Annotated in this window: 12 protein-coding genes; 6 read left to right on the top strand and 6 right to left on the bottom strand. The window is 64.3% G+C overall.

What is annotated here, in order from left to right; genetic code table 11:
* Positions 1–164 precede the first annotated feature (164 nt).
* Both F758_RS0108325 and F758_RS0108320 read right to left on the bottom strand, forming a co-directional pair.
* The gene (locus F758_RS0108325) at positions 165–599 is read right to left on the bottom strand and encodes a phasin (RefSeq protein ID WP_024507438.1); all 435 of its coding nucleotides are present in this window, start codon (positions 597–599) and stop codon (positions 165–167) included.
* 266 nt (positions 600–865) lie between these two features.
* Positions 866–1,249: a phasin gene (locus F758_RS0108320; RefSeq protein WP_024507437.1), complete on the bottom strand. Its 384-nt coding sequence runs from the start codon at positions 1,247–1,249 to the stop codon at positions 866–868.
* A 356-nt stretch (positions 1,250–1,605) separates the two neighbouring features.
* Here F758_RS0108320 and F758_RS0108315 point away from each other — a divergent pair, with 356 nt between their 5' ends.
* The gene (locus tag F758_RS0108315) at positions 1,606–4,905 is read left to right on the top strand and encodes a PAS domain-containing protein (protein WP_024507436.1); all 3,300 of its coding nucleotides are present in this window, start codon (positions 1,606–1,608) and stop codon (positions 4,903–4,905) included.
* A gap of 76 nt (positions 4,906–4,981) precedes the next feature.
* Here F758_RS0108315 and F758_RS0108310 read toward each other — a convergent pair whose 3' ends face one another.
* Entirely contained in the window at positions 4,982–6,181 is a 1,200-nt protein-coding gene (locus tag F758_RS0108310) for an NnrS family protein (protein WP_024507435.1), read from the bottom strand.
* Between the two features lie 156 nt (positions 6,182–6,337).
* Between F758_RS0108310 and F758_RS0108305 the strand changes: the two genes are divergently transcribed.
* Positions 6,338–7,051: a Crp/Fnr family transcriptional regulator gene (locus F758_RS0108305; RefSeq protein WP_024507434.1), complete on the top strand. Its 714-nt coding sequence runs from the start codon at positions 6,338–6,340 to the stop codon at positions 7,049–7,051.
* Positions 7,052–7,149: 98 nt separating this feature from the next.
* Here the strand turns inward: F758_RS0108305 and F758_RS0108300 are convergent, their stop codons facing one another.
* Both F758_RS0108300 and hemN read right to left on the bottom strand, forming a co-directional pair.
* Positions 7,150–7,350: a DUF1858 domain-containing protein gene (locus F758_RS0108300; RefSeq protein ID WP_024507433.1), complete on the bottom strand. Its 201-nt coding sequence runs from the start codon at positions 7,348–7,350 to the stop codon at positions 7,150–7,152.
* Positions 7,351–7,528: 178 nt separating this feature from the next.
* Positions 7,529–8,881, bottom strand: coding sequence for an oxygen-independent coproporphyrinogen III oxidase (gene hemN, locus F758_RS0108295; protein WP_024507432.1), 1,353 nt, complete (start codon positions 8,879–8,881; stop codon positions 7,529–7,531).
* Positions 8,882–9,122: 241 nt separating this feature from the next.
* On the opposite strand from hemN, the gene F758_RS43470 reads away from it, so the two are divergent.
* The 4 genes from F758_RS43470 to F758_RS0108275 are packed head-to-tail and all read left to right on the top strand — an operon-like array spanning position 9,123 to position 11,684.
* The gene (locus tag F758_RS43470; RefSeq protein ID WP_035721325.1) at positions 9,123–9,338 is read left to right on the top strand and encodes a copper chaperone PCu(A)C domain-containing protein; all 216 of its coding nucleotides are present in this window, start codon (positions 9,123–9,125) and stop codon (positions 9,336–9,338) included.
* A 52-nt stretch (positions 9,339–9,390) separates the two neighbouring features.
* A complete protein-coding gene (locus F758_RS50745) occupies positions 9,391–9,669 on the top strand; it encodes a hypothetical protein (protein ID WP_198026434.1) in 279 nt (92 codons plus the stop codon).
* Positions 9,566–10,660: a copper-containing nitrite reductase gene (gene nirK, locus F758_RS0108280; RefSeq protein ID WP_024507429.1), complete on the top strand. Its 1,095-nt coding sequence runs from the start codon at positions 9,566–9,568 to the stop codon at positions 10,658–10,660. Before F758_RS50745 ends, nirK begins: the two co-directional genes overlap by 104 nt.
* 49 nt (positions 10,661–10,709) lie before the next feature.
* The gene (locus F758_RS0108275; RefSeq protein WP_024507428.1) at positions 10,710–11,684 is read left to right on the top strand and encodes an SUMF1/EgtB/PvdO family nonheme iron enzyme; all 975 of its coding nucleotides are present in this window, start codon (positions 10,710–10,712) and stop codon (positions 11,682–11,684) included.
* Positions 11,685–11,963: 279 nt separating this feature from the next.
* Here F758_RS0108275 and F758_RS0108270 read toward each other — a convergent pair whose 3' ends face one another.
* Entirely contained in the window at positions 11,964–12,497 is a 534-nt protein-coding gene (locus tag F758_RS0108270) for a hypothetical protein (RefSeq protein WP_024507427.1), read from the bottom strand.
* Between the last annotated feature and the right edge of the window lie 95 nt (positions 12,498–12,592).

Here is a 12,592-nt window from a genome sequence, read left to right as displayed (position 1 = left end):
GCAAGGCCGTAACGAGGGCAGATTCGACCTGCCGGCACTTGCCGCATCGAAAGCAAAACCCGGGCGGCTTGCCCGGGTTTTTCTCCAAATCAAAAGCCATCGCCGGTCTCGGATTACGCACACCCTAAACAATTCAAGTCCGAGGCCAGCAGCCCGCCCGGGAATCAGGCGGCGGGCTTATAATATTTCGCGGCGTTCTGCTTGATGGGCTCAGCGGTTTCTGCCGCAACCTTCTGCGTCAGCTCGACGAGCTCCTTGGTTTGGGCCGACAGGGTCTCGAACGCCTTGCGGGCGTGGGAGGTCCAGAGCTCCATCGCCTCCGAGGGCGACTTGATGGCGAGCAGATCCTGAGCGAAGTCCAGGTTGGCGGTGGTATTGGCCTTCACGAACTCCATGAGCTTGGCGGTGTAGGCGCTCATGCCCTTGCTGGCGCTGGTGAATACAGCCTCGATCGTGCTGTTGTGGGTCTCGGCTGCATCCTTGAACTTGGCGTAATTGTCGCGGGCCTGCGAGACGCCCTTTTCGGCGAACGCACGTACCTGCTCGGGAACTTCAAACGGAATGACTGAGGCGGAAAACGGATCGGTGGCGTTGGTCATGTCATGCTTCCTTCGCGGCGGAGATGAAGCGAGTGACCCTCTTAAGCGCGCCCGGCGGCCAAGAGGCCGGGTACGTCGAATTGGATCACGCGGTGGAGATCCCTCAACGGGCTTGCACAATGAACAGCCATATAATGTCAATTTTGTGCATCGCAATGCAATTTAAGGTGCGGCGCCAAATTTTAAGACCCGGCGGTGATGCGCCGGGTCTTTGAAAACACTCGTTTTTTTTATTGACGTGGGAACCGCGCGAGATATCGCGGGCCTCAGACTTTAGGTTTAGCGGCATTCATCGCGGCGCGGCTGACGGTCTGGCCCATCTCGCTCGCCTGCTCGGTCAGCGCCCGCATCTGAGCCTGAACATATTCGCTGTGCAGCCGCATCACCTCGGCGAGATCCTTGGCGTGCAGGAGCGACTGCGCGTAGTCGAGCGAGGCCTGCATATTCTTTTCCGCATAGGCGATGGCCTTGGCGCCGATGTCCTTGGCCCCGGCGCGCACCGTGGCGCCCCGCTCTTCCAGGGAACCCGCGGTCGCCTGCGCGCTTTCCAGAAATCTCTCAAAGGTCTTACGCGCCTGCTCGACGCTGGCTTCGGCCATGGCTCGCATTTCCTTGGGGATTTCGAATCGCTCGCGTACCTGTTCGTCCATGAACCCTCTCCTTTGCGCTCTAAGAACTTGTATTTTCCGCCCATTGCCCCGGCGGCAATCCAGTATCGGCGAAACACTTCCGCGATGTGACGCAAGAACACGGCCCGCCCGCCTTCTCGCGCGGACTTTTGATTGTGTTCTGCAACAGGCTCAACGCCAGAGGCGCAGCCGGGGTTCGACGAGACCGATGAATTAAGGTTATCGCCGCTTGGCGCAGGGGGCAGAGGCGACCGGCCGTGGACCTGACATTCCCGCCGGGCGATACTAACCTTGCGTTAAGGCTGTCACGCTCGCGGCCGATTCACCATTGCTCCCACCAAGGCCATAGCCGCAGATCAGCCGGTCCAGTCGTCACGATGAACAATACGGAATTCCAGTTGCAGGGCCTCAGCGATCCCCGGCTCGCTGTGCATGCGACCAGCCCGCTGCCGGCCTGGCTCTGGTCGACGGACGGCACGCGGGTTCTCTGGGCCAATCCCGTCGGCGCACAACTGTTCGGAGCAGCCAACGGGGTTGAACTTGCAAAGAAGCCATTTGGACCGGCGAATTTGCACCGCCGCCAGGTCGTCCAACTCGTGGGCAAGCTGCCGCCGAGCGGCGCGACGCGGCTGCAGCGGTTGCGCGGTTTTGGCGCGCGCCCGGGCCTGCTCGTCACTTGCGCCTGTATGCGGATCGATTTCTCCGATGGCAGCCATGGCGTGCTGATCGCGCCCGTCGAGTCGCAGCAGCGCACAATGCCGCTGCTCGATCGGCTACAGCGTCTGATCGGGGGTATCGACATGCCGATCGCCGTGTTCGCGCGCGACGGCATGCTGGTTGCGGCGAGCGAGGCGGCGCATGCGCTGAGCATTTTCCGCAATCTTGCCGAGGCCGGGCTCGAGCAGGCCGGCAGCGCCGCACTCGCCACGGGCCGCTTTGAGACAGTGACCGCGATCGGCCATATTGTGCTGCAGCGAGTCGGCTTCGGCACCGATGCCGCCCTTGTGGCGTTGATGATGCCGCCACGTGTAGCCGCGCCAGCCGAGCCAAGCGAACCGGTCGAGCCGCCAATGCAGACACCGCCCTATGAACAGCCGGCCCTATCCGGCGAAGCGCCCGCAGAATTTGCCTTGATCGAGGCCGCCGCAGAAACCCAAGCCGCGGAGACCGCTCCCGCGCCAAAGCCGGCGACGGAGCCCGCGGGAACGGATCCCGAGCCTTCGCCTTACGTCGCAGCCGTTGCCGACGAGCCGGCGAACGAAAGCGATGCGCCCGTGCCAGGCCAAGCCGCGGCTGCGCCGAATGAGCCCGAGGCGGCGGCCGCATGGCTCGATCACCCCGCGCCGGAGCCCCGCGCGCATCCGCTGCGCTTCGTCTGGCAGACGGATGCCGCTGCCCACTTCACGATCACCTCGGAGGAATTTCTCGAGCTCGCGGGTGCCCCGACTGCGGCCGTCCTCGGCCAGAGCTGGCCGGAGATCGCACGCACGCTGGGCCTCGATCCGGACGACCGGGTCATGGCGGCATTTGCGACCCGCGACACCTGGAGCGGCATCACCTTGAGCTGGCCGGTCGAGGGCGGCGGCAGCCTGCCGGTCGAGCTCGCAGGTCTTGCCACGTTCAATCGCAACAGGGATTTTGCCGGCTTCCGCGGCTTTGGCGTGTGCCGCGATCTCGATGCGCTCGCGCGGCTGGCGGCGTTTCGCCGCTACGAACGCGAGCATCCCGCGCAAACCGCCAAGCCGCTTTCGGCCGACATCGTACCGACCAATTCAGAGCACGCCAGCGCCGCAGTTCCGCCCGCCGAAAGCGATGTGATGTCCGAATCATCGATCGAATCCGCGACGGCCGCCACCGACAAGACTTCACCACCAACCGATTTGGATGAGCCTGTGGAAACCCCGCCAAACGTCGTGCCGTTCCGCCCCTTGGGAGGCGAGCCGAAGTCGCCGGCGCTCTCTCCGGTCGAGAACAGCGCGTTCAACGAGTTGGCCCGGCAATTGTCGGCGCGTCTGGAGCGTGACACGGCCGCCGAGCCGGAGCCGCATGGCGGCGAGATCACAAGCAGCGGGGTGGCGAACGTCGTGGCGGAGGCGCCCGAACCGGTGCACGAATTACCGGCACCGCCCCAGGCGGAATGGCTGAGCACGCCCGAGCCGCCGGCGCAGGGCGAGACTGGACGCGACCGCACGCTGCTCGATCTCCTGCCAACCGGTGTCTTGATCTACCGGCTGGACCGCCTGCTCTACGCCAACCCGGCGTTCCTCGAGCGGATGGGCTATGCCAGTCTGCATGAGCTCGAACAGGCCGGCGGGCTTGATGCGCTCTATGTCGAGCCGGTCGTGTCCGCTCCCAGCAGCACATCGCAAGCCGGCACCCCGGTCACGATTGCGGCCAACCAGCCCACGGGCGAGCACACCGCCGCCACGACCGCGCGGCTGTTCACGATTTCCTGGGATGGCGAGTCCGCACTCGCCCTGATGTTCACCCCGGGACCGAGCATGCAGCCTGATACTGGACCGCCGGCGCCCCCACCCGCTGCCGCAAACCCGCCGGCCGAAATCGGCCATGCCAGCGCCGAGGATTTGGCTGCCATTCTCGACACCACCGCCGAAGGCATCCTGATGTTCGATGCGGCCGGCAATATCCATGCCTGCAACCGCAGCGCGGAGGCGCTGTTCGGCTATGACGGCGACGACCTCATCAAACGCAATCTCGCCGATCTGTTCGCGCCGGAAAGCCAGCGCGAGGTGCTGGACTATCTGCAGAGCATCGCGGATGCCGGCGCCGCCATCGTGCTCGATGCCGGCCGCGACGTGCTCGGCCGCGTCAGCCGAGGCGGCATCATCCCGCTGTCGATGACAATGGGACGGACCCGCCCGGAGGGGCCGAACTTCTTCGCGGTGTTCCGTGATCAGCCGCACAGCAAGAGCGACGGCGAATTGCGCGAGGCGCGGCGAATGGCCGAGCGCGCGGCGAGCGCCAAGGCGGACATGCTGGCACGGATCAGCCACGAGGTCCGCACGCCGCTCAATGCCATCATCGGCTTTGCCGAGGTGATGATCGGCGAGCGCTTCGGGCCGCTCGGCAACGAGCGCTATCTCGAATACCTGAAGGACATCCGCGCCTCCGGCGAGCGCGTGATCGCCATCATCAACGATCTCACCGAGCTCTCGCGCATCGAGACCGGCAAGCTCGACCTCGCCTTCACCAGCCAGAACCTCAACGAGCTGGTCGAAAGCTGCGTCTCGGTGATGCAGCCGCAGGCCAACCGCGAGCGGATCATCATCCGCACCTCGCTTGCGCATCTGTTGCCGCCGGTGGTGGCGGACGCGCGCTCGCTCAAGCAGATCACCATGAACCTGATCGGCAATTCGATGCACCTGGCCAATCCCGGCGGCCAGGTGATCGTCTCCACCGCGCTATCGGACTACGGCGAAGTGGTCCTGCGCGTGCGCGACACCGGCAACGGGCTCAACGACAACGAGGTCGCCGCCGCGCTCGAGCCGTTCCGCACGCCGCCACCATCGGACAAGGCGAGCGACACTTCGCCGGTGAGCCTGTCGCTGACCAAAGCGCTGGTCGAGGCCAATCGCGCGCAATTCCACATCAAGACCGGCGGGCGTTCCGGCACCCTGGTCGAAGTGGTGTTCGCCCGCGCGCTGGCGCGGGCCTAGCGGATGATCCCGACCCGGCGTTAGCGCAAAGCGCACCGGTTTTACCGAAAAGCCATCATGCGCAATAGCACGAGGCTCAGGCCGGCGCCCTGCGCTCTGCCGCGCGGCGCCGGCTGGCGAGCAGGAGCAGCCCGTAAGCAAGGGCAAAACCGAAGAATGCCGCCGCCCAGGCAAAGCCCGCGATGTGCAGCAGCACGTCGCTCTGCGCCGGGTGAAGCACCGCGCAGATGCGCGCAAGCGCCGCGATGATGATGGCGAGATAGATCGCCTGCGTGCTGCGGGAGGCCGTGAGTTCCTGGCCCGTATGGCCGAGGCTCGCGCGCGTCATCACCGCAAGCGTCATCACGCCCGCTCCGCCCGCCATCCAGGCGTGGATCCCGGCACTGATCGGAACGATGTCGAACGCGGCCGCCGCATTGAGCAGGAAGCCGAGCGGGATGAAGGCATAGCCGACGTGGAGGATCAGCAGCAGCCGCTCGCGAAGGGTACGCCCGCCTGCCCAGCGGGCCAGCCGCAGCAAGTGCAACACGCCGGCCACGCCCAGTACGACGCCTGCAACAGGATGATCCGGAGCGATGATCCAGGCGAGCAGCGCGAGCGCGCTCAGCGCCAGCGTGACCCTGTCGAAGCGGCCAAACGGCGCGGGCAGCCGGCCGGGATTTTCGCGCACCAGCCAGTTGCGCGTAAAGCTCGGGATGATGCGCCCGCCGATCAGCGAGATCAGCAGCACCACGACCGCGATCCCGATGCGGATGGCGTAATCGGCGCTGCCGGCGAAATGCGCCTCCAGATGAAACGCGACGTTGCCGGCCAATAGCACCGACACCAGCGCAACCACGGTCAAGTTGCGCCAGTTCTTGCCCGCGACGATTTCCCGCGCCGCGGCCGCAGCCACCAGAGCCAGGAAGCCCGCATCCACGAGCATTGCAAGCCACCAGCTTGTCCCGGCGGAGAAGCTCACGAAGATGCGCCCGGCGATCCAGACCAGGACGAGGGTCAAGAGCGCCAGGCCCTGGATCGGCAGCCGCCCGGTCCAGTTCGGGATGGCCGTGAACAGAAAGCCGGTGATCACGGCGGGCAGATAGCCGTAGAGCATTTCGTGCACATGCCAGTCGCGCGGCGCAAAGGCGCTCGTCAGCCGCAATTCGCCATAAAACACCGGCAACCAGATCAGGATCGCGAGGCCGGCCTGGGCCGCGCCAAGCAGGAAGAACGGGCGAAAGCCGGCCGCCAGCACGGGCCAGCCCCGATAATCGCGATAGCGTGGAACCGCCATGTAAGCTTGCTCCAAAGTGCGCCCCCTCGTGGGGCCATTCGGTCTAATTTATGCAGAACAGATGGGGGCAATCGTTGTGCCCGGTCAAACTTCTGCTTGATCGGGGGACGGCGACGCGGTCTACATCCCACCGACACCGCCCCGCGGAGCGAGGACATGGCCACAGTCAACAGTTCGCTGGTCGCGCATTTGCCGCTGTTTGCCGGCTTGGGAAGCGAGGATCTCGCGGAGGTGCTGCGCGAGGCCCGTTCCACCCGCTACCCGAAGAACAGCGCGGTGTTCGAGCAGGGCGCGGACGCGACCTCTTTCTTCCTGCTGCTGCACGGACATGTCCGCGCCAGTAAGACCACGCCGACCGGGGAGCAGATCGTGGTGCGTTATGTCGGACCCGGCGAGATCTTTGGCGTGGCGCCTGCGATCGGCCTGCAGCACTATCCGGCGACCGCGACCGCCGTGGACGACAGTGTCGTGCTGGCCTGGCCCTCGGCGGCCTGGCCGAGGCTGGTGGCGAGGTTTCCGCAGCTCGCCGCCAATACGCTGCAGACCGTCGGGAATCGGCTGCAGGAGACGCATACGCGCGTCATTGAAATGTCGACCCAGCAGGTCGAGCAACGCATCGCGCATGCGCTGCTGCGGCTTGCCAAGCAATCCGGGCGCAAGCTCGAGCATGGCGTCGAGATCGATTTTCCGATCAGCCGCCAGGACATTGCGCAGATGACCGGAACCACGCTGCACACGGTCAGCCGCATCCTGTCGGGATGGGAGCAGGCAGGGCTCGTCGAGGGTGGACGTCAGCGCATCGTGCTGCGCGAGCCGCACAAGATCTTTCTGCTCGCCGAGCAGGCCGCCGGCGACAACGGCAGCTCCTGAAGCGCGATGGGATTAGGTCGAATCGCCATCGCGCTTTAGATTCTCGTTTGAGCATGATCTTTTCGGAAAAACCGCTTCACACTTCTCCGGATCATGCTCTAAGCCGCGACGCTGGCACCGCAGAGCGCCCGCAGGAAGGCATCTGGGTCGACGCCGTGCTCCCCGCAGGCATCTTGGACCGTGTGGAAGCTCGCGATCGGGCAGCCGACGCAGCCCATCTTGAACTGCAGGAACACCCGGATCGTCTGCGGCGAGGCACGCATCACGTCCTCGACGAGATCGTAGAGCGAGAAAGCCATGATCGCCTCCGTTCGGAAGCGAACGCTACCGCCACTGCGCTCCGGCCTGTTTGTCCGGGCGCAAGCTTGTGAGCAGTCGCCGAGCTGAGCAAATCGAAGGCGACGCGCGACCAACCTCCGGCGTCATTGCGACGAGCGTGATCGGACGCGCCCGTCCGGCGCCGGGACTTGATCGGCGCTAAACCGCGCGGCTGTGCAGCCGCTTGGACTGATCGAGATGCGCGTCGAAGGCCGCGGCCACGCTGCGCACCAGAAAGCGTGAGTTCTCCGCCACCTTCAGCGAAGTGCCGTCGAGTTTCACGACGCCGTCGGAAACCAGCTCCTTCAGCCGCGGCGTGGAGTCCAACATCGCGTTCGCACCTGATCCATGGCGCGCGCAGATGGCGCCGAGATCGACGCTGAAGTCGCACATGATACGCTCGATGATCTCGGCCCGCAGCCGGTCGTCCTCGGTGAGGGCGTAGCCCTTGGCGGTGGCGAGCTTGCCCGACGCGATCGCGTCGGAATAGGCGCTGATCCGGACCTCGTTCTGCACATAGCCTTGCGGCAATTGTCCGATGGCGCTGGCGCCGAAGCCAAGCAGGACGGTGCTGTCGTCCGTGGTATATCCCTGGAAGTTCCGGTGCAGGCTGCCTTCGCGCAGCGCGATCGCCATATCGTCGGATGGCAGCGCGAAGTGATCCAGCCCGATCTGGATGTAGCCCGCTTCCTTCAGTGCGTTGGCGATCGCGCAAGCCTGATTGTAGCGCTCGACGCTGTCGGGCAACCAGTCGTCCTGGATCTTGCGCTGATGTTTCTTGAATGTCGGCACATGCGCATAGCCGAACACGGCGAAACGCTCCGGACGCAGTTCCAGGCAGCGCCGCACCGTGTCCAGGCAGGAGGCGATGGTCTGGTGCGGCAAGCCGTAGATCAGATCGAAGTTGAGAGCAGAGATGCCGGCACGCCGCAGATTGTCGGCGGCGGCGGCGGTCTCGTCAAAGCTCTGCACGCGGTTGATCGCGTATTGCACGACGGGATCAAAGCTCTGAACGCCCAGGCTCGCCCGGTTGACGCCGCCGAGCGCGAGCGCATCGATCACGGCGCCCGTGAGCGTGCGCGGATCGATCTCGATGGCGATCTCGGCCGAGGACAGCACGAAGAAAGACTGCCTGATGGCCCCGATCAGGTCGGTGAAGGATTCCGGCGCCATGATGGTCGGCGTGCCGCCACCGAAATGGATGTGACTGACCTTCATGCGGCGGTCGAGCCGCCGCGCGATCAACTCGACTTCGCAGCGAAGCGCAGCCTCGTAAACGGCGATCGGTTCCGCGCGGCGGGCGACCGTGGTGTGACAGCCGCAGTACCAGCACATGGAGCGGCAGAACGGCACATGCAGATAGAGCGAGGCGGTGGCGTGTTGTGGGATGGCCGCGAGCCAGCGCGCGTACTCTTCTGGCCCGACTGTATCGGAGAAATGGGGAGCCGTCGGGTAGCTCGTGTATCTCGGCAATCGCTCCTGTCCGTAGCAAGCCGCAAGATCTGCCTTCATTTCCAACCCGTCATTTCGAATCGAACCGCAGGCAGCCTGAGCCTGCCTGAAACCGCGGATAGCTCAAGACGAGAAAGTAACCTTGCGCTCGCTCAAAGCCGGAGCAGATTTCCGGAACCAAGCCGGAAAATGTTGGCTTTCCAAACCCAAACTTTCCAAGCCCAAATTTGCGTTCGCGCAAACAGGCATAACCCATTTTGGGCCGGCATAGTCAACAGAAAGATCAGCCGGAGCCGGTATCATGGCTTTTTACGTTCTGGACGTGCTGTTCGCCATGCTGGGCCACAGCGTGATCCTGGCGCCAGGCGGGACACATCTGATGTTCGAGAGCCTTAGCGCGGCGTTCAGGCAGGGCGGCCAGGTGCCGGTGACGCTCGATTTCGAACATGTCGGCGCCGCTGGCCGGCCGCTGCTCGCTCGGACTCGGAATCAGGCTCTCCGCCTCCGACATGGTTGACGTGGTCTTGCCAATCCTGCTGCGTTGACCGCTTTCACGGAACTATCATGCAATGTCAGACGAGATGATGAGCATCATCTCGTCCGGCGCGCCAAGTATCCTTCCTAAAGTATTTTTCTTACGTATTTTTCCTGATGCTGCAGAGCAGCAGAACGTTGTCGCAGCACAAACAGGTTTGCGGCGATCGGCGCAGAATCTCGCGGTCAGAACAAGCAAGGACAATTCCGATGTTCACCCGCAGAGCTGCTTTGTTCAGCGCCGCCGCCGCAGTCCTGATGCTGGCGACGCCGGCCATCGCTTTAGAGCCGAATTTGCCGCGCCAGAAGGTTGACCTCGTCGCGCCGCCCTTCGTGCATCCGCACGAACAGGCCACCAAGCAGGGCCCCAAGATCATGGAGTTCAAGCTCGTGATCGAAGAGAAGAAGATGGTGATCGACGACAAGGGCACCACCTTGCAGGCGATGACCTTCAACGGCTCCATTCCAGGCCCGCTGATGGTGGTGCATGAAGGCGACTATGTCGAGGTGACGCTGGTCAACCCCGCCAGCAACTCGATGCCGCACGACATCGACTTCCACTCCGCCACCGGCGCGCTCGGCGGCGCCGGACTGACGCTGATCAATCCCGGCGAACAGGTCGTGCTGCGGTGGAAGGCGACGCGGACCGGCGTCTTCGTCTATCACTGCGCCCCCGGCGGTCCGATGACGCCCTGGCATGTCGTGTCCGGCATGAACGGCGCAGTGATGGTGCTGCCGCGCGATGGGCTGAATGACGGTCACGGCCATCCGCTGCGCTACGACCGCATCTACTATATCGGCGAGCAGGACCTCTATATCCCGCGCGACGAGAAGGGCAACTTCAAGTCCTACGACTCGCCCGGCGAAGCCTATAACGACACCGAGGAGGTGATGCGCAAGCTGATCCCGACGCATGTCGTGTTCAACGGCAAGGTCGGCGCGTTGACCGGCAAGAACGCGCTGACGGCCAAGGTCGGCGACAACGTGCTGATCGTGCATTCGCAAGCCAATCGCGACAGCCGTCCGCACCTGATCGGCGGCCATGGCGATTATGTCTGGGAGACCGGCAAGTTCGGAAACGCGCCGGAAACGGGCCTTGAGACCTGGTTCATCCGCGGCGGCTCGGCGGGAGCTGCGCTGTACAAGTTCCTGCAGCCCGGCATCTACGCCTATGTCACGCATAATCTGATCGAAGCCGCCGATCTCGGCGCCACTGCGCACTTCAAGGTCGAAGGCAAGTGGAACGACGATCTGATGACCCAGGTGAAGGCGCCGGCCGAAATTCCGCCCGCCGATACGAATTGATCGCAAGGGGCCGGCCACCAGCCGGCCCCTTTTTCTTTGGGGACGAGCCATGTTGATCGCGTTCAAACTCAAGCTGGCGCTTGCCTGCGCGGCGGGGCTCGCCGGACCACTCGCCATGGTGCCGCTGCTATCAGACAGCTCAAGGCACAATCTCGCCGCCGGCCGGCCGATCGTCATCGAAATGGTCGAAGTGGCCGCCGGCACGACATCCTATCGCGCGGCCGGTGATTTCACCCGTTCTGGGCAAGTGGCGGAAGCGCCGCTGCTGCGCCTGCATTTCCCAAAGCCGCTGTCGATCATGAAGCACCAGGTCTCTTCGGCCGACTATCAGGCTTGCGTCGACGATGGCGCCTGTCCTGCGCTCGACCGAGACGTTATCGTTGCGATCGACCGTCCCGCGGTCGAAGTGAACTGGCACGACGCCAACGCCTATGCCGCGTGGCTGTCGCGCAAGACCGGAGAACACTATCGGTTGCCGACGGACGAGGAATGGGCCTTCGCGGCGGGCAGCAAATTCGTCGATGACGGAGTGCCGGTCGACCTCGACGATCCGGCCAAGCGCTGGATCGCCAGATATGAGCGCGAGACCGCGCGCGATGCCGACTCCGCGACACGCCCCTTCGGCACCTTCGGCGTCAATGAGAACGGGCTCTCCGATCTCGCGGGAAATGTGTGGGAATGGACTACGACCTGCTTCGACCGGACCGCGCTTGACGAGCAAGGCCACGCGGTGAAGACAAATGCCAATTGCGGCGTCCGCATCGCCGAAGGCGCGCACCGCGCCTATGTCACCGATTTCGTCCGCGACGCCCGTGCCGGCGGCTGCGCGGCCGGCACGCCGCCGAGCAATCTCGGTTTCCGCCTGGTGCGCGACGAACCGTCCTTGGCTGACAGGATTGCCGCCAAGTTGGGCAAGTCGCGCTTGGTCGGTCGTTGGGCTCGGAACTTCAACGGCGTTGGCGAGATATTCCGCCATGGCCCACCACGTCTGGGCATGGTCGGGGCATTGCAGAAGAAGGGATAGCCCGGAAGCCACGTTTCACCGAACGCCGCAATCGAGGCTCCCATCGCCCCGCCTCGCCAATCAGGCGACAGGCCTTCCTGGTCGATGCCTCGCGATCGAAGGGGACGGCCGCCTCCTGGATGGCGGCGAGCCTGAAGCGATCATTGTCTGTCATGATTGCGCTCGCACCGGATCGTTTCTAAAGCGCGATGGGATTAGGTCGAATCGCCATCGCGCTTTAGATTCTTGTTTGAGCATGATCTTTTCGGGAAACCGCTTCACACTTTTCCAGATCATGCTCTAATCCGCGGCCAAGCCATTACGGGCGGCGTCGAGCGCCCCTTCCAGCATTTGAAGCGCCTTGACGCGCCGCCGCCTGGCGAGACGTTCGACTCCGATCTTGCGTTCGTGCTCGCCGGCAATGAAGGCCTGGATATCCGGCAGCGGCCGGATGAGGCCGCGACTGCCCCACTCGCCGTCGGGAATTTCCGTCGGGAATACCCACACCCGCGGCGCCACATCTTCGTACGTGCCGCCCTCGGCCCGCACGACGGCTAGCGTGACGTCCTTCACCAGAGCCGCCCGCGATGCCTCGGTATACTGGCCTTCCGGCACCGTCGGAACGATACGATAGCGCGGGCTTGGCGAGCGCGCGCCGGCGACGAAGACCGCGGCCGGCCGGTGCAGGAATATCACCGTGACGCTTTGCGCCACCTTGTTGTCGGGGCTGAACCCTTCATGGCCGATCAGGATGTCGCCAAGCTCCTTGAGCAGCCGCTCCTCGGCCTCCGGCTTCAGGGCACCTTCGGGAATGGTGACGTCGATCATCGGCATGGCTGACCTCTTCGTTGCTTCGGTGCGAGAGATCTAAGCGCCGCTCCTCTCCGGACACAGAGGCAGTATCGCCACTTTCCGAGCAAAATCGGACA

Source organism: Bradyrhizobium sp. ARR65 (assembly GCF_000472385.1).
In the GTDB taxonomy this organism is placed as follows: domain Bacteria; phylum Pseudomonadota; class Alphaproteobacteria; order Rhizobiales; family Xanthobacteraceae; genus Bradyrhizobium.
Note: the sequence above shows the minus strand (reverse complement) of the source record. Positions and strands in the feature narration are given on the sequence as shown.